The sequence below is a fragment of the Bacillus thuringiensis genome (assembly GCF_001455345.1).
GTDB lineage: Bacteria > Bacillota > Bacilli > Bacillales > Bacillaceae_G > Bacillus_A > Bacillus_A thuringiensis_N.
The window spans coordinates 4,134,095-4,148,494 of the sequence record NZ_CP013274.1 but is presented as its reverse complement, the minus strand read 5'-3'; the positions used below and the strand labels follow the sequence as shown (position 1 = coordinate 4,148,494).

Below are 14,400 nucleotides of genomic sequence, written 5' to 3'. Positions count from 1 at the left end.
ATCTCCACCTTTATCACTTTATCCAAGATAATAACATTATAATACAGATAAACATGAGTATAGGTAATTTCAGACAATAATTCGGAAATTGTTCATAATTTCACAAACATATTTTTCCTTTTTCGCCTAGTGAAAATACAAAAATGCCGATTTTTCTTATGAATTCTTTCATGCTATATACATAGTGGGGAGGGAAAAATGATGAATGGAATTGAAAGTTTTGCGAATACGATTTTGAAAGAAGCGTGTAGGGTACAAGCGTCGGACTTACATATCGTGCCGAGGCAGAAGGACGTGGCAATTCAACTACGTATAGGAAAAGATTTAATGATGAAACATTGTATTGAAAAGGAATTTGGAGAAAAACTCGTTTCACACTTTAAATTTTTAGCATCCATGGATATAGGAGAGAGGCGAAAGCCACAAAATGGTTCACTGTATTTACAAATGGATGGACAAGAAGTGTATTTACGCCTTTCCACGCTTCCAACTGTATATCAAGAAAGTCTCGTTATTCGTCTCCATTTACAAGCATCTATTCAGCCGTTATCTCATCTTTCGTTATTTCCAAGTACAGCAAAAAAATTACTCTCTTTTTTAAGGTATTCACATGGGTTACTTGTATTTACTGGACCGACTGGTTCTGGGAAGACAACAACAATGTATGCATTATTAGAGGTAATTAGAAAAAAGAAAACGCGCCGCATCGTTACACTGGAAGATCCAGTTGAAAAAAGAAATGACGATTTATTACAAATTCAAATAAATGAAAAAGCAGGTATCACATATGAGGCGGGACTAAAGGCTATTTTACGCCATGATCCAGATATTATTTTAGTTGGTGAAATCCGTGATGAAGAAACAGCGAAAATCGCAATAAGAGCAAGTTTGACTGGACATTTAGTAATGACGACACTGCATACGAATGATGCGAAAGGGGCGATACTCAGGTTCATGGATTTTGGCGTAACGAGGCAAGAGATTGAACAATCTTTATTGGCTATAGCTGCACAGCGACTTGTCGAATTAAAGTGTCCGTTTTGCAAAAGAAAGTGCTCAACTTTATGTAAATCAATGAGGCAAGTAAGACAAGCGAGTATTTATGAGTTGTTATATGGATATGAGTTAAAACAAGCGATTAAAGAAGCAAATGGAGAATGTGTCACATACAAGCATGAAACATTAGAAGCTTCGATACGAAAAGGATACGCGTTAGGATTTTTAGAAGAGGATGTTTATGTTTAAGAAAATATGGAGTTTAAGTGATCAAGTAGTATTACTGAAACAATTAGGGAAACTATTAGAAAAAGGATACTCCCTTTTGCAGGCATTAGAATTTTTACGGTTTCAATTACCTGTAGAAAAGAAAGTACAATTGCAGCATATGATTGATGGATTAAAAGATGGAAAAAGTCTACACGATTCTTTTCATCAATTAAAGTTTCATCAGGAGATGTTAAGCTATTTATTTTATGCCGAGCAACATGGTGATCTTTCTTTTGCATTGCAACAAGGGAGCGCACTTCTATATAAAAAGGTTAAGTATAGGAAAGATATGTTGAAAATAATGCAGTATCCTATGTTTTTGGCGTTTTTTTTAATAATCATGATTTTGATTTTTAACCGCATTTTATTACCACAGGTTGATATGGTATATAGTTCGTTTGGTTCTACAGCACCGTTATTTACAAAACAAATATTAAGTACAATTAAGCTACTACCTTACCTTATTTTTAGTACTCTTTTTATCGTTTTGATTGGATGTAGTTTATATATGCTTTACTTCCGGAAACTTCCGCATATGAAGCAGGTAAAAATTATGCTTCGTATCCCCTTCGTAAAAACATTTCTTATTTTAAAGCATTCACATTATTTCGCCACTCAATTGAGCAGTTTATTACATGGCGGATTATCAGTACTTGAGGCTCTAACAATAATGATGGAGCAAAAATATCATCCGTTCTTTCAGTATGAAGCGGGCCGAATTGAGCACCAATTAATTGCAGGAGAATCGTTACAATCCATTATTGCTAAAAGTGGATATTATGAGAAAGAACTTTCTTATATTATTACGCATGGACAAGCAAACGGTAATTTGGCGATTGAATTAGGTGACTATAGCAATCTTATTATGGAAAAGATGGAGCAAAAAATTAAACGTATGCTAGTGATCATTCAACCGATCTTATTTATGTGTATTGGAGGAATAGTCGTTCTTATGTATTTAGCGATGATTATGCCAATGTTTCAAATGATGAATTCTATTTAGGAGGTACTTACATGCAGAATGAGGAAGGGTTTACTCTTTTAGAAATGTTATTAGTTATGGTCGTCATAACTGTATTATTACTATTAATTATTCCAAATGTAGTTACGCAGCGGTCATCTGTCGAAGGAAAAGGATGTAAAGCTTATGTGAAATCTATAGAAGCCCAAATACAAGTATACCAATTACAACATAATAAAATTCCCTCGCTAAAAGAGCTAAGTGATGGGAAATATATTACAGCTGATAAGTGTCCGAATGGTGAATCCATTCATATTTCAAATGATGGCACAGTAACAAGTGGGAAATTGTGAAACAAAAGGGTTTTACTCTTTTAGAAATGCTACTCGTTCTATTTGCAATCTCTGTATTAAGTATGGTCACGTATTATAACGTACATTCATTATATGAAAAACAAAAAATCGAACAATTTTTGAGACAGTTTTCAAATGATATTTTGTATATGCAACAATTAGCGATAAACCGTCAAAAACACTATACATTACGATGGCATAAAGATAGACATATGTATTATATAGGAGAGTCGAGTACGAATCTTTCTATCATTAAAAGAGAATATGATAGTGATATACAAATTGATTTGAATACTTTTCCAAATCCGATGACATATAATCCAAGTGGAAATATTAACAGAGGTGGCACGATTCTACTTTCGTATCGAAGTTATAAATATGATATTGTATTTCAGCTTGGCAGAGGGAGATTTACGTATCGTGAAATGTCAAAAAGGGTCAGTGATGGCTGAAATGCTTGTAGCATTAAGCATCTTAATGATGGCGGTATCTTTACTACTTCCGCAAACAGTATTGATTATGCAAGAACGAAAAAACATACAAATTCGTTATAAAGCATTTGTATTATTAAAAAGAGAAGCGGCTTTATATATGTATGAGAATGAGGCAAAGCAGCAGAAAGAAAAAGTCATAGACGGAAATGTATATTACACATATTGGGGAGGAAATGAAGTTTGTGCTATGTGGAGAGATGTGAAAGGAAGAATGATGGAACAATGTTTTTATGCAGGAGAAAAAATAAATTAGAAGCTGGGTTTACATTAATAGAAATGATCGTATGTTTTTTTCTGTTGTCACTGTTCTTTTTGCTCTTGCCACGTTTAAATCTTATCGGAATAGAAAACAAACTGTCGAAAGGATTAAATAATTGGGAATGGGATGTATTTGTAGGACAAGTACAGTTAGAGTTTCGTGAAGTATCATTTGTAGAAAAAATAGTTCCTGAGAATAAAGATAGTATGTTGCGCTTCCGTCTTCGCACTGGAGATGAAGTGACGTATGAAAAATTGAATAATCATCTTGTAAGAAAAGTGAATATGCGCGGAAGAGAAGTTATATTACAAAATGTTGAAATGGTTTCGTATGAAGTAACACCTCATTTGCTTTTTATAAATGTGAAAGATAGGAGTGGAAAAATATATGAAGGTGTAGCTGTAAGATATAGCGAAATGGAAATAAATACATGAGAAAACAAGCTGGATTTACGATGCCAGGAACAATCATTTTTCTAGTATTATTAACTTCGTTCTTTGTATACGAAACGAATATGGTGCTTATAGATAAAAATTTTTATACTGAAATAGAGCAAAAATTTGTACTGGAGGAACTACTAAATCGATCTATTACAAATATAAAAAAAGACTTACAGCAAAAAGAAAAGGAAGATACTTTTTTCTTTCATTATGAAAAGGGCGAAGCAAGTGGGAATTATGTTTTTGAAAACGACGTTATTCTCGTTTCATTGCAGTGCAAAATAAAACAAGAAGTTTTCTATAAAGTAAGCTTTCGGTATAGAAAAAAGGATGAGAAAATATTCGATTGGATAGAAGGATAGTATGTAAAATATGTGGATAAAAAACTATGATTTCTCATTTGAGAATAGGCTGTTTTTTTAGGAAATGGATAAATAAAACAATTTAAAGTTTAAATTTTCTCAAAAAAGAGAAAGGTAGAAAGAATATGATATATTCATGCTATCTAAACATATTTTTTAGGGAGAATAGGGAAATGACAAATAACAATCAAATAGGTGAAAATAAGGAACAAACTATTTTTGATCATAAAGGAAATGCAATTATGACAGAAGATAGGGAAATACAAATTATTTCAAAATTCGAAGAACCCCTTATTGTCGTGTTAGGAAATGTATTAAGTGATGAAGAGTGCGATGAATTAATCGAATTGTCTAAAAATAAATTAGCACGCTCAAAAGTTGGTTCATCACGTGATGTAAATGATATTCGAACGAGTAAGGGTGCATTTTTAGACGATAATGAACTTACTGAGAAGATTGAAAAACGAATTGCATCTATCATGAATGTTCCTGCGTCGCATGGAGAAGGATTACACATTTTAAATTATGAAGTGGATCAACAATATAAAGCGCACTATGATTATTTTGCGGAACATAGTAGATCAGCTGCTAATAATCGTATTAGTACGCTTGTCATGTACTTAAATGATGTAGAAGAAGGGGGAGAAACATTCTTTCCGAAATTAAATCTTTCTGTGAACCCTAGAAAGGGAATGGCAGTATACTTTGAGTATTTCTATCAAGATCAATCACTAAATGAGCTTACGTTACACGGAGGGGCACCTGTAACGAAAGGTGAGAAATGGATTGCAACGCAGTGGGTGAGAAGAGGTACTTATAAGTAAAAGGGTGTATGTGACGTTTTGTTCATCATTGCATAATGAGAACAAAACGTTTTTTTATTAAATAATGTAATCTTTCGTTATAATAACAAATAATAACGGATGATTGAGAGGAACGAACATGAAATCTATATACATAACCGGTTATATGGGAGCTGGGAAAACAACAATTGGAAAAGCATTAAGTAAAGAACTTCATATGGATGTTGTAGATACCGATCAAAAAATTGAAGAGAAGCAAGAGAAGGCAATTCGTGATATTTTTGCCGCAGAAGGCGAAATGACTTTTCGGGAATATGAAAGTGAAATGTTACGTTCATTACCTGTTCATAATGTAATTGTTACAACTGGTGGTGGAATCATTGAACGAGAGGAAAACCGAAAGTGGATGAAGGAAAATGGAACTGTCGTGTATTTATATTGTGATCCACATGTAATTGCAGAAAGACTTCGTGAAGATACGACGCGTCCACTATTTCAGAAGAAAGATATAGAGGCATTTGTGATGAAATTTGAATCGCGCCGAGCTTATTATGAAGAGGCTCATATTCATATCGATACGACGAATAAGTCTGTAAAGCAAATTATGAATGAATTAAAGGAAAAGATTAATGGATAAAAAAGTGGACATACTAATCAAGTAGAGGTGATGATAATATGTCTACTAATGATTATGTTCGCTTTGTGACACAGCAATTTGTGTCGTATATGGATGCTCCAAAAGAAGATCGTAAACAAAAGAAAGAACAACGCCGTGCTGAAAAAGAGCCATTTATGAATAAATGGTTTGGTGTTATGCCGCTGAGTGCTGCTTTGTTTTATCGAAATGTAAAAGATAAAAGAAAAAAATCAAGTTAACTCTTTCGCAATATGTCTAGCAAAATACAAATCCCCTAGTAGCGTCATACTACTAGGGGATTTGTATTTACTGTACGGATTCTTTTTCTTCTGTAACAGCATGTATTTTATTGTTTACCCATACGAACCCTATGCCGATACAAATAGAAATGCCCCAGCCGACAGCAGTCATAATCGCTCTCATTTCACCGTAGCCATCTACACCGAAAACAGAGATGAAATAAATTTTTAAGAAGCTTTTTAATATGAATTGCAGCCCGAAAAATAGTGTTAAATATTGTAGTGCTGGATAGATACGACTATCACGATATAGTTCACGACTTTTATCACGGTCATGGCCTTGCAATGCGGCAATATCTGCTGCGAAATATAACATAAGTGGTTTTTTTATAAATATTGTACATATGACGATAATGCCGAGTACGATGTGATAATACGCATCGTTCCACAGCATTCGTTCAGCTGATCCGGATAATAAATCTACCGTTGTATTAGAAATGAGTGTAATTAAAATAAAGAATCCTGTCACGTTAAACTGCTTTTCTTTTTTAAAGGTGTACAGTGTATAAATAATTCCTGGGACAGAGGAAAGTAACATCGCGTAATAAGGATCGATATAAGGTTTTGCAAATTTCCAAATGAGGAATGGGATTACGAGATAAAAGACAAGATCTAATATAGCTTTTTTATTTTGATTCATATACAGCCTCCTTAAGTCATACATATATTTTATAATATAATTTCTGAAAATTGTATAAGGTTTAATGAAAAAAGAAAAAGTATATGATTAGTAGATTGGAAAAATTGCCCCTAGCGTAGTAAGTTTTTTTAGTATATAATAAAGGAAACGCTTTCATTCTTAGTTTGTTCACAAAATGGACGGAAAATCACATATTTACTATCGATATGTTGCTTTATAATGAAACTAATTAAATATACATGCATACAATATTGTGAAATAAATAACATAAATAATCTATATAAATGTAAACGTTATCAAAAGAGAGAGGTGGAGACAATGAGTAAATTTTTCTTCAATCATAATCCAGCAACAGTAGAGGATGGAAGGCTTGTTAAATATGCTGAAATTATTTATGGAGAAGGTGGCCGTTCTGTATTAGAAAATTTAATGGTGAAGGCATCTATCAGATTGCGTGATCGTTATCCGAATAAATCTGACGAACAGATCTCGAACCTTGTAAATAAAGGCATCCATGATATGTTTCAAAAATATGTGAGTGAGTAAGAGTAGCCATTGGCTACTCTTATTTTTGTATAAGGATGGTGCATCTAGCGGAAAATAAGAGTGCATTTTAAAGTGTATAAAAAAGGAGGGGAAAAGATGAGCAATGGAATTGGTCGTTCAAAAGAAAATCTTCCAACTGATGCAAATCACGTGAGTGCAAAGGATCGTGCATATCAAAAACGTATGGCAAAACAAAAACAACAAGAGCGTAATGGCGACAGAGGATAACTCAAAAAAGCTCCTTCTAAAACAGAAGGAGCTTTTTAAGATAGAAAATGATTAGCGGTAACATAAAAAAGTCCACCGTTAATAATTTGCACTGTAATACGGGGTTCATACTGTTCTTGCAAGGCTTGTTTTTCAATTTCATAGCTTTCAGGAAGTTCATCACTTTCTTCATAAAAACGATTTAAAAGATCTAAATCGTGATTCCAGCGCACTCTTGCTTCTTTCGCCCACGTATGGTCATCTTCCGCAATTATATTCTTTAAAGCGTCCTCTATACGTTGTAAACCGCTTTGCGGTTTAATGATAGGCGAGAGCGTAAAACAAAAATCAGGTATTTTCGGTGTAAGTTTAATTTTAGCTAATGTTTCATGAAAGTTTGCCATCATTGTACCGGAAATGAGATGAATCCCAATGGAGTGAAGGATGTCTTTTTTTCGATCACATTGATAGGAAACTTTAATATTTACACCGAGCCACGGATGGAGCGGTGTATGTGTCGCCCCGCTATGCCGTACGTCCTCATATAAACGTATGTAAGATCCTAATTCTTTTGTCGTTTGGAAAATTTGATGAAGACGTGGTGAACCGTAGTGAATAAGCTCGCCATCGTTTTCTTCATTTTCTGGATTTGTAATGAGAGTAAGGCGCATCGGATTCGGTACGCCTCCTGTTTTCTCAAGATAGTGCCAATAAAAAGGACGGTTCATTAATAATTTATCCATCTCAATTGTTAACTGCACATCCAATAGATGAGGGGAACGTTCTAAAATTTCACAGTTATTCGCCTCAAAAAAATTGTATAAGTAATTATGAATTTCATGTTGCTGCATAGCCTTGCACCTCAGCTTCATTTCGTTTCGCAAAGTCGATAATAGATGTTAAGTTTTCCATCTTAATTCGGATTTCTCCTTCGCTTTTTGATTGCGCAAATATTTCTTGAATGTGTGCATCGATGTTCTTCATATTAATTCTCGTTAAAATTTCATCAAGTTCCCCGATCACACGCTCAAATAAATTGATTTTTTCATATAGCAGTTTCAAAATATGTTCTTCAACAGTGTGTTTTGTAGCTAAGTTATAAATATGAACATCATTCTTTTGACCAAGACGGTGAATACGTCCAATTCTTTGTTCAAGGCGCATTGGGTTCCATGGTAAATCGTAATTGATCATATGGCTACAAAATTGTAAGTTAATTCCTTCACCACCAGCTTCCGTTGCGATTAGCACTTGCGCATGATTTTGGAAAAGTTCCTTCATCCAATCCTTCTTCCCCCGTTTAAATCCGCCGCGGAATGGGACGGAAGAAATACCGTGTTGTTGTAAAAACCATTGTAAGTACATTTGTGACGCTCTATATTCCGTGAAGATAACGACTTTATCGTCAATTTCTTTTATAAGCTCTAGCGCTTTATTTGCTTTTGAGTTAAACGGAATATGATTAATTTTGTCCATTAGCACATCAATATGCGGATCCTTTATGTAATGTTCATTTTCCTTCTGTCGTTTTTCTACATGTTTTTTTAATGAATAGTAAACAGCCTCACGACTACTACATGCTTCCCGTTTTAAAGTTAATGATGAGAAAGCGGATGTGAAGGCATCTTGTCCTCGCCAATTTTCAATATCGTTATACAAAGCTTGCTCTTCTTCATTAAACTCAACAAAAATTGTGCGTACATGTCTTTTTGGCCAATCAATTCCAGTATTATGACGTCGATTTCGGACCATCACTTTGTTAATAAGAGCTTTTAAATCTTCATCTGATTCGGCTGAACGATTTTTTGAAGCGTAATATTCTTCAAAGTTGGACTGATTGCCTAAATGTCCTGGCTTTAATAAAGAAACGAGGTTGAAAATTTCATCAATCTTATTTTGAACAGGAGTAGCAGTTAATAATAAACAAAATTTCTTTTTTAATCGTTGTGCAAATTCATAGTTTTTTGTTTTATTATTTTTAAGTTTATGTGCTTCATCGATAATAATAAGATCATATTCTAAGTTCAAAACGATATCACGATGTGGTGAACGTTTCGCAGTATCAATTGATGATACAATCACATCGGCTTGTTCCCACGAGTAGCTTTTCTTTTGGGCTACAGCTGGAATGAAAAACTTTGTATTTAGTTCATATGCCCACTGTGACACGAGAGAGGCTGGGACGAGTATAAGTACTTTTTTCACAAGTCCGCGGACCATATATTCTTTTAAAATAAGTCCAGCTTCAATCGTTTTTCCAAGCCCTACTTCATCTGCTAGAATCGCTTTACCATTCATTTGTTCAATAACATTTTGAGCGACTTCTAATTGATGAGGAAGCGGTGTGAAATGGGATAAATGTTTCGGTGCTTGTAGTCCATCGAAAGTAGGAACAAGTAACGATTTTTCTGTTTCATAAGCTAAATGATATAAATCCCAGTTTGTCCAAGGGCCATCTTCGTCAATTCTATTTAAAAAATTGTTTTGCCACGTCCGATCTACGGAAATATCGACATTCATTATGACTCTCCCACCTTTTATAAACTAAAGTAATTATGAAAAAATCTTTATTATATAAGCCTTGTAACAAGGCGCTATTACACATACTAAAAGTTAAAGAATAGGCAAAGATAAAGGGCTAAATTTTGAAAGTTGTATTTAATAAGATTAAGAATAAAAAATTCTAAATTATTTTTTATGCTAGAATATTGATGAAATATAGCGAATAATGTTAGGATAATGGTGTGAAATGTATGGAATCTTTCGTATTTTATCCAAGAAAGTGATTTTTTATTTACGCTTTCATAAAAAAATGTAATGAGATTCCGTATATCCTATCTTTTCAGAGTGAAAATGTTTAGATAAGGGAAACAACTTTTATTGATTTGTCAGAGCATAAGGGGGAGAGAGCATGATTACATTACAACGTACACCGTTATTTGATGTATACGCGAAGTATGGTGGGAAAACAATCGACTTCGGTGGTTGGGAGTTACCAGTTCAATTTTCAAGCATTAAAGAAGAACATGAAGCTGTACGTACAGCGGCAGGTTTGTTCGATGTGTCTCATATGGGAGAAGTTGAGGTAAAAGGTGTAGATAGTTTAGCATTTTTACAACGTGTTGTTACAAATGACGTATCTACCTTAAAGGTAGGAGGCGCACAATATACAGCTATGTGCTACGAAAATGGTGGTACAGTAGATGATTTATTAATCTACAAACGTGGTGAAGAAGACTATTTATTAGTAATCAATGCATCAAATATCGAGAAAGATTACGAATGGTTAGCTAGCCATGTAATTGGCGATACGACAGTAGTCAATGTTTCTAGTGAAGTTGCACAGCTTGCAATTCAAGGTCCAAAAGCAGAAGGCATTTTACAAAAAGTTGTGTCAGAAGATTTGAAAGAAATTAAGTTCTTTAAATTTAAAAACGATATTCTTGTAGATGGAATTCCTGCACTTGTATCTCGTACAGGTTACACAGGTGAAGATGGATTCGAGATTTACTGTAAGAGTGAAGACGCTGCGAAACTTTGGGAGAAATTGCTTGAAGTGGGAGCAGAAGATGGCTTAAAAGCATGTGGTTTAGGTGCTCGTGATACACTTCGCTTTGAAGCAACGTTACCACTTTATGGACAAGAACTATCAAAAGATATTACACCGATTGAAGCTGGAATTGGCTTTGCGGTAAAACCAAATAAAGAAGCAGACTTCTTTGGAAAAGAAACGTTAAAAGAGCAAAAAGAAAACGGTGCGCCTCGTAAATTAGTCGGCATCGAAGTAATTGAACGTGGAATTCCTCGTACACATTACCCTGTATTTATTGGCGAAGAAAAAATCGGGGAAGTAACGAGTGGTACACAATCTCCAACGTTAAAGAAAAGCATTGGTTTAGCACTAATTGATGTAAAATACGCAGCAGTTGATACAGAAGTAGAAATTGAAATTCGTAATAAACGCGTCAAAGCAGTAGTTGTTCCAACACCATTTTATAAACGTTCAAAGTAACGGGGAGAGGGGTAGATTTCATGTTGCATCGTTATCTTCCAATGACAGAAGAAGACAAAAAAGAAATGTTACAAACGATCGGCGTTCAAACGATCGATGAGTTATTCTCTGATATTCCAGAGAGTGTTCGTTTTAAAGGGGATTTAAAAATTAAAGAAGCAAAATCGGAGCCAGAGCTTTTAAAAGAGCTATCTCAAATGGCTAGTAAAAATGCTAACTTAAAAGAATACGCTTCTTTCTTAGGGGCAGGCGTATACGATCATTACGCTCCAGTAATTGTAGATCATGTTATCTCTCGCTCAGAATTTTATACAGCTTACACGCCATACCAACCAGAAATTTCACAAGGGGAATTACAAGCAATCTTTGAATTCCAAACAATGATTTGTGAGTTAACAGGAATGGATGTAGCAAACTCTTCTATGTACGACGGTGGTACAGCTTTAGCTGAAGCGGCAATGCTAGCGGCTGGCCATACTCGCAAAAAGAAAATTCTTGTATCTAGTGCAGTGCACCCGGAATCAAGAGCAGTACTTGAAACGTATGCAAAAGGTCAACATCTTGAAGTTGTTGAAATTAATCATAAAGATGGTGTAACAGATTTAGACGTATTACAAAGTGAAGTAGATGATACAGTTGCTTGTGTAATCGTTCAATATCCAAACTTCTTCGGACAAGTTGAAAAATTAGCTGATATTGAAAAAATCGTTCATCAACAAAAATCATTATTTATCGTTTCTTCAAATCCATTATCATTAGGCGCATTAACACCACCAGGAAAATTTGGTGCTGATGTTGTAATCGGTGATGCACAACCATTTGGTATCCCAACGCAGTTTGGTGGACCACACTGTGGTTACTTTGCAACAACGAAAGCATTTATGCGTAAAATTCCAGGACGTCTTGTTGGACAAACTGTAGATTCAGATGGTAAACGTGGGTTTGTATTAACGTTACAAGCACGTGAACAGCATATTCGTCGTGATAAAGCGACATCTAATATTTGTTCAAACCAAGCGTTAAATGCATTAGCAGCTTCTGTTGCAATGACAGCACTTGGAAAACAAGGTGTGAAAGAAATGGCACGTCAAAACATTTCTAAAGCACAATACGCAAAACGTCAATTCGAAGCGAAAGGCTTCACAGTAACATTTGCTGGACCATTCTTCAATGAGTTCGTTGTAGATTGCAAACGTCCAGTAAAAGAAGTAAACGACGCATTACTACAAAAGAATATTATTGGTGGTTACGATCTAGGTCGTGACTATAAAGAATTTGATAATCATATGCTTTTAGCAGTAACTGAGCTTCGTACAAAAGAGGAAATTGACACACTTGTAAATGAAATGGGGGCTATCCAATGAAGAACCAAGACCAAGCACTTATTTTTGAAGTGACGAAAGAAGGCCGCGTAGGATATAGCTTACCCAAATTAGATGTAGAAGAAGTGAAACTAGAAGATGTGTTTGAGAGCGATTATATTCGAGTAGAAGATGCAGAGCTACCAGAAGTATCTGAACTTGATATTATGCGCCACTATACAGCACTTTCAAACCGTAATCACGGCGTTGATTCTGGATTCTATCCACTTGGATCTTGTACGATGAAATATAATCCGAAAATTAATGAGAGTGTAGCTCGTTTCGCAGGATTTGCAAATATTCATCCACTTCAAGATGAAAAGACAGTACAAGGTGCAATGGAATTAATGTACGACTTACAAGAGCATTTAATCGAAATTACAGGTATGGATACTGTTACTTTACAACCAGCAGCTGGTGCACACGGAGAATGGACAGGCTTAATGTTAATTCGTGCATACCATGAAGCAAATGGTGACTTTAACCGTACGAAAGTAATTGTGCCTGACTCTGCGCACGGAACGAATCCAGCATCTGCAACTGTAGCTGGTTTTGAAACAATTACAGTAAAATCAAATGAAAATGGTCTTGTTGACTTAGAAGATTTAAAACGTGTTGTAAACGAAGAAACAGCAGCACTTATGTTAACAAATCCTAATACATTAGGTCTATTCGAAGAAAATATTTTAGAAATGGCAGAAATCGTCCATAACGCAGGCGGTAAATTATACTATGATGGTGCAAACTTAAATGCAGTATTAAGCCAAGCGCGCCCAGGAGATATGGGATTTGACGTTGTGCATTTAAACCTTCATAAAACATTTACAGGTCCTCACGGCGGCGGTGGTCCAGGTTCTGGTCCAGTAGGTGTGAAAGCTGATTTAATTCCGTACTTACCAAAACCAATTTTAGAGAAAACGGAAAATGGCTATCACTTTAACTATGATCGTCCAGAAGCAATTGGGCGCGTAAAACCATTCTATGGTAACTTCGGAATTAACGTTCGTGCATACACATATATTCGTTCTATGGGTCCAGATGGACTACGTGCAGTAACGGAGTATGCGGTATTAAATGCGAACTATATGATGAGAAGATTAGCACCATTCTATGATCTTCCATTCGATAGACATTGTAAGCATGAGTTTGTATTATCAGGTCGTCGTCAAAAGAAACTTGGTGTACGTACATTAGATATCGCAAAACGCCTGCTTGATTTCGGTTACCATCCACCAACAATTTACTTCCCATTAAATGTGGAAGAATGTATTATGATTGAGCCGACAGAAACAGAATCAAAAGAAACATTAGACGGTTTCATTGATAAGATGATTCAAATCGCTAAAGAAGTAGAAGAAAATCCAGAAGTTGTACAAGAAGCGCCGCATACAACGGTAATTAAACGTTTGGATGAAACATTGGCTGCTCGTAAACCAGTTTTACGTTATGAAAAGCTAGCTCCTGTACAAGTTTGATTAGAATAACAAAGGAAGAACTCGCTATGTGCGAGTTCTTTTTTTGTATGGAGAATTTGTCCCGTAAATGTCCGATTGGTTCAACTAATAATCAGTGGGGATGAACCAAAATCCCCACTGATTAAAGTTTCACTTTATGCAGAAGTAGTGAAGAAAATGTTAAAATTTTATATTTTTTGTTTCATAATGGTGTAAAGAAGCGGTTTTATAGGTGATTTTGTTGAAAAAGTCGGTTTGATAAAAGTATTTATTTTTGTTAGAATTTTATTGAAATTAAGAAGATGT

19 protein-coding genes are annotated in these 14,400 nt (G+C 35.0%); 15 read left to right on the top strand and 4 right to left on the bottom strand.

Annotation, left to right across the window (positions count from 1 at the left end; genetic code table 11):
• Window positions 1–201: 201 nt before the first annotated feature.
• From comGA to ATN06_RS21590, 10 genes are all read left to right on the top strand, one after another.
• Window positions 202–1,245 carry a competence protein ComGA gene (comGA, locus tag ATN06_RS21635; RefSeq protein ID WP_060632267.1) on the top strand — a complete coding sequence of 348 codons (1,044 nt, stop codon included), beginning with the start codon at window positions 202–204 and terminating at the stop codon, window positions 1,243–1,245.
• Complete coding sequence (comGB, locus tag ATN06_RS21630) at window positions 1,238–2,269, top strand: competence type IV pilus assembly protein ComGB (RefSeq protein ID WP_060632266.1); 1,032 nt, start codon at window positions 1,238–1,240, stop codon at window positions 2,267–2,269. Before comGA ends, comGB begins: the two co-directional genes overlap by 8 nt.
• An 11-nt stretch (window positions 2,270–2,280) precedes the next feature.
• Complete coding sequence (gene comGC / locus ATN06_RS21625) at window positions 2,281–2,580, top strand: comG operon protein ComGC (RefSeq protein ID WP_060632265.1); 300 nt, start codon at window positions 2,281–2,283, stop codon at window positions 2,578–2,580.
• On the top strand, window positions 2,577–3,032 hold the full coding sequence (gene comGD / locus ATN06_RS21620) for a comG operon protein ComGD (protein WP_060632264.1): 456 nt from the start codon (window positions 2,577–2,579) through the stop codon (window positions 3,030–3,032). Before comGC ends, comGD begins: the two co-directional genes overlap by 4 nt.
• Window positions 3,025–3,327, top strand: a complete 303-nt coding sequence (gene comGE, locus ATN06_RS21615) for a competence type IV pilus minor pilin ComGE (protein ID WP_060632263.1) — start codon at window positions 3,025–3,027, stop codon at window positions 3,325–3,327. The genes comGD and comGE overlap by 8 nt, the downstream gene beginning before the upstream one ends.
• Window positions 3,297–3,767, top strand: a complete 471-nt coding sequence (gene comGF, locus ATN06_RS21610; protein ID WP_060632262.1) for a competence type IV pilus minor pilin ComGF — start codon at window positions 3,297–3,299, stop codon at window positions 3,765–3,767. The genes comGE and comGF overlap by 31 nt, the downstream gene beginning before the upstream one ends.
• Window positions 3,764–4,135, top strand: coding sequence for a competence type IV pilus minor pilin ComGG (gene comGG / locus ATN06_RS21605; protein ID WP_060632261.1), 372 nt, complete (start codon window positions 3,764–3,766; stop codon window positions 4,133–4,135). The genes comGF and comGG overlap by 4 nt, the downstream gene beginning before the upstream one ends.
• 173 nt (window positions 4,136–4,308) lie before the next feature.
• Window positions 4,309–4,959, top strand: a complete 651-nt coding sequence (locus ATN06_RS21600) for a prolyl hydroxylase family protein (RefSeq protein WP_060632260.1) — start codon at window positions 4,309–4,311, stop codon at window positions 4,957–4,959.
• Between the two features lie 118 nt (window positions 4,960–5,077).
• Window positions 5,078–5,575 (top strand): shikimate kinase, encoded by a 498-nt coding sequence (locus ATN06_RS21595; protein ID WP_060632259.1) that lies wholly within the window; start codon window positions 5,078–5,080, stop codon window positions 5,573–5,575.
• A 38-nt stretch (window positions 5,576–5,613) separates the two neighbouring features.
• Window positions 5,614–5,814: a YqzE family protein gene (locus tag ATN06_RS21590; protein ID WP_000106080.1), complete on the top strand. Its 201-nt coding sequence runs from the start codon at window positions 5,614–5,616 to the stop codon at window positions 5,812–5,814.
• A gap of 67 nt (window positions 5,815–5,881) precedes the next feature.
• On the opposite strand, the gene ATN06_RS21585 is transcribed toward ATN06_RS21590, so the two are convergent.
• Window positions 5,882–6,514, bottom strand: a complete 633-nt coding sequence (locus ATN06_RS21585) for a VC0807 family protein (protein ID WP_001073110.1) — start codon at window positions 6,512–6,514, stop codon at window positions 5,882–5,884.
• A gap of 128 nt (window positions 6,515–6,642) precedes the next feature.
• On the bottom strand, window positions 6,643–6,759 hold the full coding sequence (locus tag ATN06_RS28805) for a hypothetical protein (protein WP_003279814.1): 117 nt from the start codon (window positions 6,757–6,759) through the stop codon (window positions 6,643–6,645).
• A gap of 73 nt (window positions 6,760–6,832) precedes the next feature.
• Here ATN06_RS28805 and ATN06_RS21580 point away from each other — a divergent pair, with 73 nt between their 5' ends.
• Together ATN06_RS21580 and ATN06_RS29625 are read left to right on the top strand one after the other, a co-directional pair.
• Entirely contained in the window at window positions 6,833–7,060 is a 228-nt protein-coding gene (locus ATN06_RS21580; RefSeq protein WP_000032702.1) for a hypothetical protein, read from the top strand.
• Between the two features lie 96 nt (window positions 7,061–7,156).
• On the top strand, window positions 7,157–7,288 hold the full coding sequence (locus tag ATN06_RS29625; RefSeq protein WP_000064669.1) for a hypothetical protein: 132 nt from the start codon (window positions 7,157–7,159) through the stop codon (window positions 7,286–7,288).
• Between the two features lie 35 nt (window positions 7,289–7,323).
• Here the strand turns inward: ATN06_RS29625 and ATN06_RS21570 are convergent, their stop codons facing one another.
• Window positions 7,324–8,118, bottom strand: coding sequence for a YqhG family protein (locus tag ATN06_RS21570; protein WP_060632258.1), 795 nt, complete (start codon window positions 8,116–8,118; stop codon window positions 7,324–7,326).
• A complete protein-coding gene (locus tag ATN06_RS21565; protein WP_060632257.1) occupies window positions 8,105–9,787 on the bottom strand; it encodes a DEAD/DEAH box helicase in 1,683 nt (560 codons plus the stop codon). The genes ATN06_RS21570 and ATN06_RS21565 overlap by 14 nt, the downstream gene beginning before the upstream one ends.
• A gap of 391 nt (window positions 9,788–10,178) precedes the next feature.
• Here ATN06_RS21565 and gcvT point away from each other — a divergent pair, with 391 nt between their 5' ends.
• Genes gcvT through gcvPB form a run of 3 tightly spaced genes read left to right on the top strand, consistent with a single transcriptional unit; the run spans window position 10,179 to window position 14,115 of the window.
• Window positions 10,179–11,279 carry a glycine cleavage system aminomethyltransferase GcvT gene (gene gcvT, locus ATN06_RS21560; protein ID WP_060632256.1) on the top strand — a complete coding sequence of 367 codons (1,101 nt, stop codon included), beginning with the start codon at window positions 10,179–10,181 and terminating at the stop codon, window positions 11,277–11,279.
• A gap of 20 nt (window positions 11,280–11,299) precedes the next feature.
• Window positions 11,300–12,643 carry an aminomethyl-transferring glycine dehydrogenase subunit 1 gene (gene gcvPA, locus ATN06_RS21555; protein ID WP_016086297.1) on the top strand — a complete coding sequence of 448 codons (1,344 nt, stop codon included), beginning with the start codon at window positions 11,300–11,302 and terminating at the stop codon, window positions 12,641–12,643.
• On the top strand, window positions 12,640–14,115 hold the full coding sequence (gcvPB, locus tag ATN06_RS21550) for an aminomethyl-transferring glycine dehydrogenase subunit 2 (RefSeq protein WP_016086298.1): 1,476 nt from the start codon (window positions 12,640–12,642) through the stop codon (window positions 14,113–14,115). Before gcvPA ends, gcvPB begins: the two co-directional genes overlap by 4 nt.
• Window positions 14,116–14,400 lie beyond the last annotated feature (285 nt).